10 protein-coding genes are annotated in these 15,055 nt (G+C 58.8%); 8 read left to right on the top strand and 2 right to left on the bottom strand.

Annotated features, from left to right (window positions below; all coding sequences use genetic code 11):
• The first annotated feature begins 1 nt into the window (after position 1).
• The 7 genes from E0L35_RS13895 to E0L35_RS13925 all read left to right on the top strand — a co-directional run bounded on the left by E0L35_RS13895 (position 2) and on the right by E0L35_RS13925 (position 13,572).
• A complete protein-coding gene (locus E0L35_RS13895) occupies positions 2 to 1,243 on the top strand; it encodes a capsular biosynthesis protein (RefSeq protein WP_138800575.1) in 1,242 nt (413 codons plus the stop codon).
• Positions 1,240 to 2,073, top strand: a complete 834-nt coding sequence (locus E0L35_RS13900; protein ID WP_230804088.1) for an SDR family NAD(P)-dependent oxidoreductase — start codon at positions 1,240 to 1,242, stop codon at positions 2,071 to 2,073. Before E0L35_RS13895 ends, E0L35_RS13900 begins: the two co-directional genes overlap by 4 nt.
• A complete protein-coding gene (locus E0L35_RS13905) occupies positions 2,066 to 3,676 on the top strand; it encodes an LTA synthase family protein (protein ID WP_138800576.1) in 1,611 nt (536 codons plus the stop codon). The genes E0L35_RS13900 and E0L35_RS13905 overlap by 8 nt, the downstream gene beginning before the upstream one ends.
• A complete protein-coding gene (locus E0L35_RS13910) occupies positions 3,673 to 11,115 on the top strand; it encodes a type I polyketide synthase (protein WP_138800577.1) in 7,443 nt (2,480 codons plus the stop codon). The genes E0L35_RS13905 and E0L35_RS13910 overlap by 4 nt, the downstream gene beginning before the upstream one ends.
• Positions 11,112 to 12,434: an aminotransferase class I/II-fold pyridoxal phosphate-dependent enzyme gene (locus tag E0L35_RS13915; RefSeq protein WP_009288306.1), complete on the top strand. Its 1,323-nt coding sequence runs from the start codon at positions 11,112 to 11,114 to the stop codon at positions 12,432 to 12,434. The genes E0L35_RS13910 and E0L35_RS13915 overlap by 4 nt, the downstream gene beginning before the upstream one ends.
• A 35-nt stretch (positions 12,435 to 12,469) precedes the next feature.
• Entirely contained in the window at positions 12,470 to 12,991 is a 522-nt protein-coding gene (gene rfaH / locus E0L35_RS13920; protein ID WP_022524098.1) for a transcription/translation regulatory transformer protein RfaH, read from the top strand.
• 71 nt (positions 12,992 to 13,062) lie between these two features.
• Entirely contained in the window at positions 13,063 to 13,572 is a 510-nt protein-coding gene (locus E0L35_RS13925; RefSeq protein ID WP_039860446.1) for a transposase, read from the top strand.
• A gap of 206 nt (positions 13,573 to 13,778) precedes the next feature.
• On the opposite strand, the gene E0L35_RS13930 is transcribed toward E0L35_RS13925, so the two are convergent.
• Positions 13,779 to 14,063: a hypothetical protein gene (locus E0L35_RS13930; protein ID WP_138800578.1), complete on the bottom strand. Its 285-nt coding sequence runs from the start codon at positions 14,061 to 14,063 to the stop codon at positions 13,779 to 13,781.
• 307 nt (positions 14,064 to 14,370) lie between these two features.
• On the opposite strand from E0L35_RS13930, the gene E0L35_RS26280 reads away from it, so the two are divergent.
• The gene (locus E0L35_RS26280; protein ID WP_171051153.1) at positions 14,371 to 14,547 is read left to right on the top strand and encodes a hypothetical protein; all 177 of its coding nucleotides are present in this window, start codon (positions 14,371 to 14,373) and stop codon (positions 14,545 to 14,547) included.
• A 177-nt stretch (positions 14,548 to 14,724) separates the two neighbouring features.
• Here E0L35_RS26280 and E0L35_RS13935 read toward each other — a convergent pair whose 3' ends face one another.
• Entirely contained in the window at positions 14,725 to 14,964 is a 240-nt protein-coding gene (locus E0L35_RS13935) for a DUF2442 domain-containing protein (RefSeq protein WP_022524100.1), read from the bottom strand.
• Positions 14,965 to 15,055 lie beyond the last annotated feature (91 nt).

The raw sequence follows: 15,055 nt of genomic DNA on the forward strand, positions 1-15,055 counted from the left end.
GTTGAAGCATCAGAAGCGTGCATTCTTATTTTTGCAGGGCGTTTGCTCACCTTTTTACCAGCGCTTAGCCAAGCGCCTGGTGAACGATGGGCACCGTGTCGTTAAGGTCAACTTCAATGCGGGCGATATCGCCTACTGGCAGCGCACCCACGGCCAAAGCCATCTGTTTCGTGGCCCTACCGCTGAACTACCTGGCTATATCAAGTCACTCTGGCAGCGGTACGCGATCACCGACCAAGTAGTATTTGGTGATCGTCGCCCGATTCATCGCCCAGCAGTGGATAACGCCGCCGCGGCCGGTATACGCACCCACGTATTTGAAGAGGGCTACTTTCGCCCGTTCTGGATCACACTGGAGCGCGAAGGCGTTAACGGCCACTCGCTACTGCCCCGTGACCCAAGTTGGTTTTATGAAACCGGCAAAGCACTGCCCGAACTACCCGCCCCTGTGCGTTTTCGCTCCTCGTTTAAAATTCGCGCCATGCACGATGTGGGTTACCACTTGGCCGGGCTAGCCAATCCGCTGGTTGCGCCGCACTACCGCAATCACGCGCCGATCACCGCGCCGGTCGAGTACGCGGGCTACCTGAAGCGCTTTGCTCAGTTAAAAGCCGCTTGGAAAAAACGCGATGCCGAACGCATCAAAGCGTTGATCGAAAGTGGCCGCCCCTACTTTATGCTGCCGCTGCAGCTAAATAGCGATGCGCAAATTCGCGATCACTCTCCCTACGCCAATATGCAGGAAGTGATGGACGATGTGATGGCTTCGTTCGCCAAGCACGCGCCCAGCGATTCTCAGCTGTGTATTAAGAACCATCCTTTGGATATGGGCTTGGTCAATTACCCCAAGATCATCAAGCAGCTTGCCGAACGCCATGGTCTGCATGGGCGCATCGTCTATCTAGAGTCTGGGGATCTCAACGCCCTGCTCAAACACGCCAAGGGCAATGTCACCGTTAACAGCACCGTGGGCATCGTTTCACTGGAGAAGAACTGCCCCACCTACGCGCTTAGCGACCCGATCTATAATCTGGATGGGCTAACCTATCAAGGTGGCTTAGCGGATTTTTGGCAGCAGCCGCAGCCGCCTAACAGCGAGCTATTTGGTTATTTTCAAAAGACCGTGATGCATGCCGTTCAAGTTAACGGTGGCTACTACTGCCAGCCCGGTATCGATTTAGCCGTGGATAACGCCGCCCGCATACTCGAAGCCTGCCCATCGCCGTTGGAGAAGCTTCTGTGAACGTTGTTGTGAAAGAAGCTGCAAAAGAGGCTGAGAGCCCATCTCTACACTCACGCTGCGTGCTGATCACTGGCGCCACCGGCGCGATTGGGGGCGCCTTGGCAAACGCCTATGCCGATCCCAGCACCCACCTAGTATTGCACGGACGCCAGCAGGAGAAGCTAGAGGCGCTTGCCACCACTTGCCGCCAAAAAGGTGCCCAGGTCACTCTCTCAACCATCAATCTAACCGATGACCACGCCCTGAAAAGCTGGCTAGCCGAAGTCTGCGCCCAACAGGTACCGGACATTTTGATTGCCAATGCGGGCAAAAACACCCACCCCCAAGGGCCTGATATCTTAGAGCCCTGGGCAGACGTGCAGGCGCTGTTGGATATCAACCTGAAAACCCCCATCGCCATGGTGCAACACCTAGTGCCAGCCATGCAGACCCGCGGCAGCGGTCAATTGGTGCTGATCAGCTCGCTTGCCGCATGGCACGGTTTACCGACTACCCCCAGCTATAGCGCCAGCAAAGCAGGCATCAAAGCCTATGGCGAAGGGCTGCGCGGGCTACTCGCGCCTCACGGTATCGGCGTCACAGTGGTCATGCCCGGCTATGTTACCTCACCGATGTGCGAGGCCATGCCCGGCCCCAAACCCTGGGAGTGGCCGCCCGAGCGTGCGGCCAAGGTCATTAAACGCGGTATCGCCGCAAACCGTGCGCGCATCAGCTTCCCCTTCCCACTTAATTTTGGCACTTGGTGGCTGGCGGTACTGCCCGCAGGGGTTTCGCAATGGTTGATCGAGCGACTGGGCTTCAACCACTCAGGAGACACACCCCATGATTAGCGCGCTGATATGGCCGCTACTCGTGGGGCTATTGATCAGTGGTCTGTTTGAAGCCCTGCTTAGCCCTCGGCCGCGCCCATTTTGGCAGCGTGGAGTAGCGGCCAATAGTGTCCACCTTGGCTCATGGCTTCTACTTTTCGGGCTGCTGGTATTGTTACTCCAGCGCCCCTGGTTTGCGGTGATGGTGTGTCTCTCGCTGCAACTAGTCGTAGTACAGTCGAGCAACGCCAAATCGCATACGCTCAACGAGCCGTTTATCTGCCATGACTTTGAATACTTCTGGGACGCTATCCTGCACCCGCGCCTTTACGTGCCCTTTTTCGGCGTAGGTTTGGCGATTGCCGCCAGCAGCGCCGCCGTAGTGGCAATTGGTGGATTCTTTTACTGGGAAGGGTCGCTGGTCACTAGCGAGGGCGCCAACCGCTTTCTAACCAATGCGCTGGGATTAATAGCCTTGGGCTCGCTGCTGCTTGCTGTTAGTGTCCGCAGGCTGCCCGCCATCGTCTTACAGCCCATAGACGACATGCACCGTTTAGGGCTTTTCGCTAGCCTATGGTCCTACGGCGTGGCGCTAATGCGCGCTCCCGTTCCGACGCCAGAGCAATCGCCCTTCCACGCTTTAACACCGGTAGCGAGCGCGCATCAGGGCAAACAGCCACTGCCCAACGTGGTGCTGGTGCAGAGTGAATCGTTTTTCGACCCTCGGCCCTGGTGTGAAGAGGTCGATGCCAGCCTGCTTCACCATTTCGACATCACTCGCGCAAACGCCACCCTGCATGGCGCATTAAACGTGCCCGCCTGGGGTGCCAATACAGTGCGTACCGAGTGCGCGGTATTAACGGGCATTGCACCCGACCACTGGGGCATTCGCCAGTTCAACCCTTACCGCACGCTTGCCCGCCATCCAATGCCCAGTTTAGCGAGCGCGCTAAAAGCGGCAGGCTATCGCACGGTTTGTGTGCATCCGTACCTGGCGAGCTTCTATTTTCGTCACAAGGTGATCCCCCAATTAGGCTTTGACCACTTTATAGATATCAATGCCTTCCAGAGCAGCGACAAAAACGGTCAATACGTTAGTGACCAGGCAGTGGCACGAAAAATTGGACGGCTGCTTGAAGATGACGATAATAGACCGCTATTTGTATTTGTTATCACCATGGAAAATCACGGCCCGCTACATTTAGAAGCACCGAACCAAGCAACGTTAGCCGATACGCTGCCCGGCGCTCCTTGGCCGTTACCCGATCATCTGCGTGACTTAGCGGTCTATTTGCAGCATTTGAGTGAATCCGACAAGATGTTGGTAAGCGTTAAAAATTCGCTGAATACTGCAAAGCGACCGGGCCTGCTAGGCTGGTATGGGGATCATGTTCCCATTCTTCCTGAGGCGTATGCACACTTCACGCCGCCTGATGGCCGCACTCCCTACATGGTATGGTCAACAGAGAGTTGGGTAACAGCAGGGGTAGGGGCAGCAAACGCTTACGAGCCATTTGAGCTAGCCGCAAACGAACTTGGTGTCCAGTTATTCAAACAGGTGTTTGGACACGATATAAGTAGCGATGTGATCAAGGTAGAACCAGAACCTCAGGAGCAAGAATGACTAAACGCGTTGCCATCATCGGCGCCGCCCATCGTTTCCCCGGCACCACCCCTGAAACGTTCTGGCAGGATCTGCAAGCCGAAAAAGATTTAGTGACTGAAGTGGCCGCTGACCGCTGGAGCCACGACGTTTTTATGCACCCGGATAAGCGCCACCCGGGTACCAGCGTGACCTTTGCCGCCGGTAGCCTGGGCGATATCAGCGGGTTTGACGCTGAGTTTTTTGGTATTTCGCCTCGTGAAGCGGCCAATATGGATCCTCAGCAGCGCATGCTTCTAGAGCTCGCCTGGGAAGCCATGGAAGATGCCAGCATTCTGCCCAGCTCCCTGCGCGGCAGCCAGTGCGGGGTATTTTTGGGCGTGGCCAGCCTCGACTACTCTTATCGCATCGCGGACGATATGGCAGCGATTGATGCCTCCACCGCTACTGGCAACACCTCCAGCATCGCCTCGAATCGATTGTCTTACGTGTTTGACCTGCACGGCCCCAGCATGTCGCTGGATACTGCCTGCTCGTCCTCCATGGTGGCCTTTCACCAGGCCTGCCAATCGATTCGCAGTGGCGAAACCAGTATGGCGCTGGCGGGCGGCATCAGCCTGCACCTGCACCCCTATGGCTTTATCATCTTCTCTAAAGCCAGCATGCTTTCACCCACTGGCCGCTGTCAGGTATTCGATGAAGCGGGTAACGGCTATGTGCGCTCGGAAGGCGGTGGCATTTTCCTGCTTAAGGATTACGACCAAGCGGTAGCCGACGGCGACAATATTATTGCCGTAGTAGCAGGCTCCGCGGTGAACACAGACGGTCACAAATCTGGCCTAACGGTGCCTAACCCAAGCGCCCAAATTGATCTAATGAAGCGCGCCTATGAACAGGCGGGCATCTCGCCGGATGAAATCGACTACCTGGAAGCCCACGGCACCGGCACCGCCGTTGGCGACCCGATTGAAACCCGTGCGATTGGTGAAGCACTCGGCCAGCAGCGCAAAACGCCGCTGCTGATTGGCTCGGTAAAGAGCAACCTGGGCCACCTGGAAACCGCTTCCGGCGTAGCGGGTCTGGCCAAGGCGCTCTACAGCATTCAGCACCGCGAAGTCCCGGCCACGATTGGCATCCGCAAACTCAATCCGCGCATTAAGTTTGATGAGTGGAACATCTCAGTGGTCACCAAAGGCCAGCCGCTGAAAAAACAAGGCCGTCTGGTTATCGGCGTGAACTCCTTTGGGTTTGGCGGGGCCAACGCCCACGTTATTTTGGAAAGCCCGCCTGAACGGGTCAAACCTGAAACGCAGGCGCCAGACTCACCGCTACCGATTCACCTTAGCGCCCGCAGTGAAGCCGCGCTCAGCCAAAGCGCCGAAACGCTCGCCAACTACCTGCGCGAGAACGACTTACGCGAAAGTAGCGACATCAGCCTGTATGACATCGCTTATACGCTGTTCCACCACCGTGACCGGCATAGCCATGGCGCACTGCTGTTTGCACAAACGGCTGAAGAAGCCGCCACGCAACTCAGCGAGTTTGCCGCGGGTGAAACCAACAGCGTTACCACACTCGAGCGCTTGCCCGACGCAGTAGGCCCAGTGTTTGTTTATGATGGCAACGGCTGCCAGTGGGAAACCATGGGGCACGATCTGCTCAGCGATTCGCCGGTTTTCGCCGCGGCGATTGATCGAGTCGACGCACTCTTTCAGCAGCACGGGGATTTCTCGTTACGCGCCGAACTGGAAGGCCGCAATGGGGAGAACCGTTTCCCGCTAACTGAAATCGCCCAGCCAGCGCTGTTTGCACTGCAGGTGGCATTAACTGAGTGGCTGCACGACCAAGGCATTACGCCCACGGCAGTATTCGGTCACAGCGTAGGTGAAGTGGCCGCCGCCTGGGCCTGCGGTGCGTTGAGTCTGGAAGATGCGGTCAAAGTGATTTACTACCGCAGCGACTACCAGGGTAAAACCCGTGGCCTTGGCGAAATGACCGCGGTGGCCATGAGCGCTGACGACATCGCCGCGTGGCTAGAAAAGCCCGAGTTCAATCAGGTATGCCTGGCAGGTATTAACAGCCCGAAAGGCATTACGCTGGCGGGAGATAGCCAACAGCTAAGCGCTTTGGAAGCCGCCCTAGGCGAGCAGGATGTTTTTGCCAAACGCCTGCCCCTGGACTACGCCTTCCACAGCCCCGCGATGGACAGCATCCAAGCTGGGGTCATTGACGCGCTGGCCGATATTACCCCGAGTGCCACGCAGATTCCCTACTACTCCACCGTTACCGGTAAGCTGAGTGACGGGCTTGAGCTGGATGCCACCTACTGGTGGAAAAACATTCGTGAGCCGGTGCTGTTTGAAGCCGTCGCTATCGCGCTGATCGAACAAGGCAATAACGTCTTTGTAGAGATTGGCGCCCACCCCATTCTACGCCGCTACCTCAATGAGTCACTGCGCCAACTGGAGCGACCAGGGTTGGTATTCGGCACCATTGAGCGCCACAAGCCCGGCCTTGAAGGTTTGCAACGTAGCCTAAGCCAACTACTGCTGAGTGGTCTTAACCTGACTAGCAGCCACTTCCCGGTGGTCGGTCAGCGTGTGCCGCTACCGCGCTATGCCTGGCAGCGCAGCCACCATTGGGTACACGGCACCAATGACGGCCAAGGCCTGCTGTCACGCTATTATCAGCACCCACTGCTGGGCTACCCGTTAGCGCAGCACGAACACACCTGGGAGAGCCAGCTCGACACCCAACGCCAGCCCTGGTTGGCCGACCATGTGGTGGGCGAAGGCGCGGTGTTCCCCGGTGCCGGTTTTGTGGAACTGACGCTGGCGGCGGCGCTGCAGCTAAAAGACAGCCCGTTGCTGGATATCGAAGAGTTGGAAATCCGTGCCCCGCTGCTGCTGGACGGCCCCTATGGCCGCACCATGCGGCTTAGCTACCTACCGGAAGATGGCCGCCTGGAGATCCACTCCCGCGAACCTGCCACCGGGGTAGAGTGGCAGTTGAATGCCGTGGCCCGCACCATGCGTGAAAGCCGTGGTTTCCTGCTCAACCGCACAGCGCCGGTGATGCCTACTCGTGCCCCGGACTACACGCTGGAAGATCACCTGCAGATGGCTGAGCGTATTGGCCTTCACTATGGCCCTGCCTTTCAGGCTATCTCCAGGGGCTGGATTGACGGCGATGCAGTGATTGGTGAAATAGCCCTGTCGGATGAAGTCCAGGCGCAGCTCAGCACATTGCACGTGCACCCCGGCATTCTGGATAGCGCCTTCCAGATGTTTATCCCACTGCTCGCGCAACATAGTGAGTTTGCCACCCAGCTCGCCTTTGTGCCGGTTCGCGTGGAACGTATTCAAGTGAATGCCCAGGCAGGCGTGCCGGTTATCGCCCGCGCCGTGATGGGTAAGCGCGCACCGCACTCCTTTACCGCCGATTTCGAGCTGTATGACGCCGCCGGTAACGCCGTTGCAGTACTGAGCAAAACCCGCTTCAAAGCGATTCGACTCAACCGCGCCCATCATCAGCACTTCAGCTATTTGGATGTTGAACTGACGCCGGCGCCGCTACACGCAGAACCGCTGGCACTACCTGCCGATGCGCTTGCTCGCCTTGCAGATATTGCCAATGTTTACGGCGAAAGCACCGGCCAGCGTTACGGCAACGAAGTCGCCCCTCTGCTCGATAGCCTTAGCGAAGCCTTTGCTCAGCAGGGTCTCGGCGTCGATAGCGAAGAAGCACAGCACTCGCCGGACGTTATCTGGCAACTGCTGGTGCAAGACTACCCCGACTACTTTGCGCCCATTCACCTGGTGGGCCGATTAGGGCTTCACCAACAGGCGCTGCGTAGCGGCACAAGTGACCTGGAAACCCTGGGCATTAGCCACGACCACTTGGCGCGATTAAACCGTGTGTTAGTGGGCGAAAGCGGCTGGCAAGCGTTGGCAGGCGAGTTAGCCGAGTTAATCGATGCGCTGATCGCAGAGCTCCCCGCCGGGCAGCGTTTGCAACTGCTCGAAGCAGGCCCCAGCGCGCCAGCGTTGGGCGAACGCCTACTGGAACGCAGCGCTCAAGCGCTGTATCACGACCTTACCCATTACCGCGTGATCACCACCCTCGACAGCACGCGCCATCAGGCAGAACAGCTGCAAGAGCGTTTCCCGCTGATGGATATGCAGCACCTTGGCCAAAACGAGGTTGCTGCGCTAACCGCCCCCATCGGTGTTGAAAAGGCTCAATTGGCGTTTGTAAGCGTGGATATCACCCACCCGGCCGCCACGCGTCAGTTAATCGAAGCATTACCTGAGCAACTCGCCCCTGGCGCCCAGGTCATGCTGATTGGTATCGCCCCAAGCCGCTGGCTGGATGATCTGCTGGCCACGCCCGGCATCGACCAAACCGCCTTGGAGCAAGATACGCTCATTAGCTGGCTAAACGACCAAGGCTTTGTGGTCTCCGCGCCGATGGCGCTGGAAGAGAGCGACAGCGGCGCCTACCTGCTCCACGCCCACTACCCGTTAGCAGCGGCAGACGACGAGTCCAATACGGCCCAACGGCGTCACTTGGTGGTCGCCGACCACAACAGTGAAGCGCTGGCGGCCAATCTGGTCGAGGCACTGCAATCGCAAGGCGCTTCCGCGCTGCTCAGCGTTAGTCAGAGTGCGCCTGCTGAGCTGCTGGCTCATGCACTGTCTCAACCTGCATTGGCTCAACCTGAAATGGCCCAAGCCGCACCTGATAATCAGGGCGAGCTAACCCTCAATGTGGTTGACCTGCGTGGCCTGGGCGCGAATAGCACTGAAGCGCAAACCGCCCGCTGTAATCACGCTCTGCAGTGGACGCTAGCCTTAGAGCAGCACTCGCTTGCTGCCTCTTTGTGGTTGGTGACCAACGGGGTAAGCGCTCTCTGGCAGACAACGTCACCCGCCAGCGCGACAGACGCCCCTGGCGATGCCGTGCTGTGGGGCTTTGGCCGCTCGCTAGCCAACGAAGCCGTCGGCCATAGCGTCTACCTGCTGGATATACCGGCAGCGGTCAGCGAGCCTGCGTTACACGCCTGGGCCACCCTACTGACTCAACCAGATAGCGAAAACGAAGCGCTGATCGATAACCAGGGCCATCGCTTTGCGACGAGGCTGCGCACCCTGCCCGCGCCGCACCCAGCTGCGGAAGAGCAGACCAATGAACAGACCAAGCAGCCGCATCAGGCGATGTCACTAGGCTTTGCCATGCCCGGCCAGCTGCGCCAATTAACCTGGCGCCCGCGCCCGTTGCCACAAGTCAGTGCCGACGAGGTGGAAATCAGTGTTAAGGCCACCGGGCTTAACTTCCGCGATGTGATGTACACCCTGGGTTTGCTCTCCGATGAAGCGATAGAGAACGGCTTCGCCGGCCCCACCCTCGGCCTTGAGTTTTCAGGCGTGGTCAAGGCCGTGGGCAGCAACGTCACCCACGTGGCGCCGGGGCAAGCCGTGGTCGGCTTCGGCCCTGCCAGCTTTAGCGACAAGGTCATTGCCAACCAGCACGCCGTTGCAGCACTGCCGGAAGGCATTAGCTTTGCCGCCGCGGCGACGATTCCGACGACCTTCTTCACGGTCTACTACGCGCTCAAGCATCTGGCGCGAGTCGAACCTGGCGAAAAAATCCTGATTCACGGCGCCGCGGGCGGCGTGGGCATTGCAGCGCTGCAAATAGCCCAGTGGCTGGGAGCGGAAATTTACGCCACGGTGGGCTCCGAAGAGAAGCGCGACTTCCTGCGTCTGATGGGCATCGAGCGACTCTATGACTCGCGCTCGCTCACCTTCGCCGAAGAAATCCTGGAAGACACCCAGGGCGAAGGCGTGGATGTGGTGCTCAACTCTCTGGCCGGGGAAGCGATCAACCAGAACCTGCGCGCCCTGCGCCCGTTCGGCCGCTTCCTGGAGCTGGGCAAACGCGATTTCTACGAAAACACTCATATTGGCCTGCGCCCGTTCCGCAATAACCTCAGCTACTTCGGTATCGACTCCGACCAGCTAATGAAGGTGCAGCCTGCGCTTACACAACGCCTGTTTGGCGAGATGATGGCGCTATTCAACGACGGTACCTTAAGCCCGCTGCCGTTTACCTCGTTTAGCCACACCCAGGTAATCGACGCCTTCCGCTATATGCAGCAGGCGCGCCAGATCGGCAAAGTGGTGGTGACCTATGAACAACCCATCGCGCCACCCAAGAACGAGGTGTTGGGCACGGCAGCGATGCAGCTCTCCGCAGATGCCAGCTACCTGGTCACCGGCGGCCTGGGTGGCTTTGGGTTAAGAACTGCTCAGTGGCTGGTAGAGAAAGGCGCGCGGCAGTTGATCCTACTCAGCCGCAGCGGCCCCACCAGTGAAGAGGCTCAGGCAGCCATTGCGTCGTTTGAACAGCAAGGCGTTACGGTACTCGCCGCCGCCTGCGATATTACCGACCGCACTGCGCTGGCCGATGTGCTGGAGCGCGCCAAGGGTGAACTAGCACCGCTGCGGGGCATTGTGCACGCCGCCACGGTGATCGACGACGGTTTGATTCGCAACCTGGATGCCGAGCGCATTCAGAAAGTGTTAGCACCCAAAATCGATGGCGCCCGCCACCTGGACGCACTCACCCGCGAGGCGGAACTGGAGTTCTTCGTGCTCTACTCATCGGCCACCACCCTGTTCGGCAACCCCGGTCAGGCCAACTACGTGGCCGCCAACCACTGGCTGGAGGCGTTCGCCGCCAATCGCCGTGCCGCAGGGTTACCAGCCACCTGCGTACGCTGGGGCGCCATTGAAGATGTCGGCTTCCTGGCTCGTAACACCCGCACCCGTGATGCGCTGCAAGAGCGCCTGGGCGGTTCCGCGCTACGCTCGGATGACGCGCTGAAAGTGCTTGAGCAGATGCTGCTGGCCCCTGGGCCAAGCCTAGGTGTGCTGGAACTAGAGTGGGGTGCGCTTGCTCGCTTCCTACCCACTGCCGAAGCGCCGCGCTTTAACGAAATTGCCCGCGCCAGCGACGACGACGGCAGCGCGGATGCAGATGACGACATCAGCGCCCTGCTCGCCGACCTCTCACCCGAGGAGCTGCACAGCACGGTCACCGATCTACTGCGCGCCGAGCTGGCCAGCATTCTGCTGATTGATGAAGAGAAGCTCGATATTCACCGCTCGGTCTACGATATGGGCTTCGACTCTCTGATGGGCGTTGAGCTAATGACCGCTATCGAGAACCGCTTGGGCGTTCAGGTGTCAGTGATGGTGCTCAGTGAAGCATCGACACTCGACAAACTGGCGGGCGTGCTGATTCAGAAAATGCATCAGCACGACGATGTTGAAGACGCTCCGCAAGATGCGATAGCCTCACTGGCCGCACAACATGGCACTGAAGATTTAGGCCCTGAAGGGCTCACCACTGAGCCTGCGTCCGCTTCCTCATCACCCGCGACTGAGACTCCATGACCGCTAAGCGCTCTGAACTGAAACAGCAATTGTTGGAACAAGCACGCCGGCGTACTACGCCGCGTGCTGCCAGCGCCACGCCCTCTTCCAATGGGCAAGGCGGAGAGCAACGCACGGTGCCCGAGCGCTTCACGCGCTTTGATGCCCAGCCCGGCTATCAGCAAATCGCCATGATGCGCCAGGCCGCCGATCAGTTGGGCCTGGTCGACCCATTCTTCAAGGTCCACGAAGGCACCGCCGGGGCGACCAGCGTGATCAATGGGCAGACCTGCATCAACTTTGCCAGCTATAACTACCTCGGCTTTTCAGGCGACCCGCGTATCAATCAGGCCGCCTGCGATGCCGTGGCGCGCTACGGCACTTCGGTCTCCGCCAGCCGCGTGGTCTCCGGCGAACGGCCTATCCACCAAGAGCTGGAACAGGCCCTCGCCACTGCCTACAACGTTGAAGATGCGGTGGTGTTTGTGAGCGGTCACGCCACTAACGTCTCCACACTGGGCCACCTGCTGGGCCCTAAAGATTTAGTGCTCCACGACGAGTACATCCATAACAGCTCGTTGGTTGGCACGCAGCTTTCCGGCGCCAAGCGCATGTCGTTTAGCCATAACGACCCCGCCGCGCTGGAAGCCCTGTTGGCCCGGCATCGGCATCAGTTCGAACGCGTTCTGGTAGTGATCGAAGGGCTCTACAGCATGGATGGCGACATCCCTGAGCTGCCGCGTTTTATCGAACTGAAGCAACGCTATCAAGCCTGGCTGATGGTCGATGAAGCCCACTCTTTTGGGGTCATGGGCGACACCGGCCTGGGGCTGCGCGAGTATTTCGATATCGACCCGCGCGACGTGGATATCTGGATGGGCACCATGAGCAAAACCATGGCAGGCTGCGGCGGCTATATCGCAGGCAGCAAGCCGCTGGTGGAAACACTACGTTACCTGGCCCCCGGTTTTCTCTACAGCGTGGGCATGCCCGCCCAAGTCGCCGCCCCCTCACTAGCCGCGCTGCAGCTGATGCAGCAAGAACCCGAACGGGTTCAGCGCCTGCATGCTATTTCGCGCTACTTTCTTGAACAGGCCACTGCCCGCGGCTTGGATACCGGCAAAAGCATCGGTGCCGCGGTCGTACCGGTGATTATTGGCAGCTCCGCAGCGGCTGCCCGGCTTTCTAACGCATTGTTAGAACAGCACATCAACGTACAGCCGATTCTGCACCCAGCGGTACCCGAAAAAAGCGCACGGCTGCGCTTCTTTCTCTCCTGTGAGCATACCCAGGCGCACATTGACCAAACGCTTGATGCACTCACCGCGCTACTGCCATAATTTTGTAACGCTTTTCCAGACGCAAGGATGATGGTATGGATGTTTACAATGACCAGGAGGGCGCAGCAACGCCCGCCTGGTACGTTATTCAGTGCAAAGGGGGCGAATCATTTCGCGCTGCCGAACACCTCGCCAACCAAGGTTATGAGGTGTTTCACCCTGTCCTGAAGAGCCAACGCAAGCGCCAGGGAAAGCTCACCACGGTGACCGAGCCGCTCTTCCCCTACTACCTGTTTATCTGTTTGGATCAGTTGGTCAGCAACTGGCGTCCGATTCGCTCTACTCGCGGGGTGCTACGCCTGCTGACCTTCGGTGACAGGCCCGTCGCCGTGCCCTCACAGCTTGTCGAGACCCTACGCGCTCAGCCGCACAGCAAGGAAGGGATTCACACCTACTTCAGCGCTGGCGAGAAAGTCACCATCACCGACGGCCCCTTCAAAGACCTGGAAGCCATCTTCACCCGCCTTAAAGGCGAAGAGCGCGCCATCGTCCTGCTCAACGTGCTCAATCGGCCACAGTATTTGGAAGTACCGCTAGACACCCTAAGCAAGCCGTAGGCTGCCCCACCGCTAATAACGATGCGCTACAATGGGCCTTTATAAGCCAATTATTTTGCATGGAGGCACGGGTGGCAACCTATCGACGCGCGCATGTTCCTGGCGGCTGCTACTTTTTTACAGTCGTCACCTACGCACGACAACCCCTGTTGGCGGATCGTCTCAATATTGAAGCCCTTGGTCGTGCCTTCCGCACAGTTCGAGAAGAGCGCCCCTTCGTAATGGATGCGTTCGTACTTCTCCCTGACCACCTCCACTGCCTCTGGAGGCTGCCTGAAGGCGACGCGGACTACTCCTCACGCTGGCGGGATATCAAAAAATACGCCTCACAGGAATTCTTCTTCCCGCCCGGCACCCATAACGCCTGGCAGCGCGGCTTCTGGGAACACGTCATTCGCGACGAAAACGACTGGCAACGCCATATGGATTACATCCATTACAACCCCGTCAAACACGGCTGGTCTAGAGCGCCCCGCGACTGGGAATGGTCAAGCTTTCAACAATGCGTACAAAAAGGCTGGTACACCCCCGACTGGGGCACCCAACAAGCCCCCGACGTCGCCGAAATGGATTGGGAGTGATGGCGAAAACCCCGGCACCGCTGCGCGCTGCTTCCGCGGGTGCGCTTCGCTTACCACGCGCTACTAGATCTCGCATGCACATGAAGGTGGGGATGCCACCGGAATCGAGTGATTATCGTAGCGCGGGGTAACGAGAAAGCGAGTTCAGCGAGCGTTTCGAGGCACCCGCGGGAGGCGTCGGGACGACGCCCAATGGCACCGAACCTTCATCGCCTACACGGGCCAAACCCGGCACCGCTTCGCGATGCATCCGCGGGTGCGCTTCGCTTACCACGCGCTACTAAATCTCGCATACACATTGAGGTGAGGATTCCACCGGAATCGAGTGATTGTCGTAGCGCGTGGTAACGAGAAAGCGAGCTCAGCGAGCGTTTCGAGGCACCCGCGGGAGGCGTCGGGACGACGCCCCGTGGCAACCAACCATCATCGCCTGCACAGGCCAACCCCGGCACTGCTTCGCGCTGCTCCCGCGGGTGCGCTTCGCTTACCACGCGCTACTCAATCTCGCATGCATATGAAGGTGGGGATTACATAGGTGTGTGCACATGGCCGTGGCACATAATCATGCCACCGGAATCGAGTGATTGTCGTAGCGCGTGGTAACGAAGAACGCGAGTTCAACGAGCGTTCGTAGGCACCCGCGAAAGGCGTCGGAACGACGCCCAATGGCACCGAACCATCATCGCCGACACGGGCCAACCCCGGCACCGCTGCGCGATGCATCCGCGGGTGCGCTTCGCTTACCACGCGCTACTAGATCTCGCATGCACATGAAGGTGGGGATGCCACCGGAATCGAGTGATTGTCGTAGCGCGTGGTAACGAAGAACGCGAGTTCAGCGAGCGTTTCGAGGCACCCGCGGGTGGCGGCGGAACGACGCCCAGTGGCACCGAACCATCATCGCCTACACGGGCCAACCCCGGCACCGCTTCGCGCTGCTTTCGCGGGTGCGCTTCGCTTACCACGCGCTACTAGATCTCGCATGCACATGAAGGTGGGGATGCCACCGGAATCGAGTGATTATCGTAGCGCGTGGTAACGAGAAAGCGAGCTCAGCGAGCGTTTCGAGGCACCCGCGGGTGGCGGCGGAACGACGCCCAATGGCACCGAACCATCATCGCCTACACGGGCCAAAACCGGCACCGCTTCGCTCTACGCTACCTTTTGAGAGTGAGTTTCCAGCATTGCAGCAATGCTCAAGTGGTAATCAATATCCGGCCATTCAATACCGGTGGCGTCACAAATAAACAGGTAATGCCGCAAGACCTTCACAGAGGCCTGCTCAAGTTCTGGATACCAGCTCATAGGCGTTGAAATGCGCCGCCCATCACTCAATTCGACATGAAGATAATGGTCGTCAAAATGGACTTCTTTACCTGATAAACCAGTCATTCCACACCTCCAAAAATTCCTGTCTATGCAAACTTACTAGCTCAAGACACTCCTTGAGCTCTTGCTTCTTTAGTGACGAATAAATTACCAC

The sequence above is a fragment of the Halomonas sp. ATBC28 genome (assembly GCF_005937175.1).
GTDB lineage: Bacteria > Pseudomonadota > Gammaproteobacteria > Pseudomonadales > Halomonadaceae > Vreelandella > Vreelandella titanicae.

Excerpts from the sequence above, each read along its gene's own strand:
- E0L35_RS13905 (WP_138800576.1), top strand. The coding sequence starts at position 2,066 with ATGATTAGCGCGCTGATATGGCCGCTACTCGTGGGGCTATTGATCAGT.
- E0L35_RS13910 (WP_138800577.1), top strand. The coding sequence starts at position 3,673 with ATGACTAAACGCGTTGCCATCATCGGCGCCGCCCATCGTTTCCCCGGC.
- E0L35_RS13915 (WP_009288306.1), top strand. The coding sequence starts at position 11,112 with ATGACCGCTAAGCGCTCTGAACTGAAACAGCAATTGTTGGAACAAGCA.
- rfaH (WP_022524098.1), top strand. The coding sequence starts at position 12,470 with ATGGATGTTTACAATGACCAGGAGGGCGCAGCAACGCCCGCCTGGTAC.
- E0L35_RS13935 (WP_022524100.1), bottom strand. The coding sequence starts at position 14,964 with ATGACTGGTTTATCAGGTAAAGAAGTCCATTTTGACGACCATTATCTT.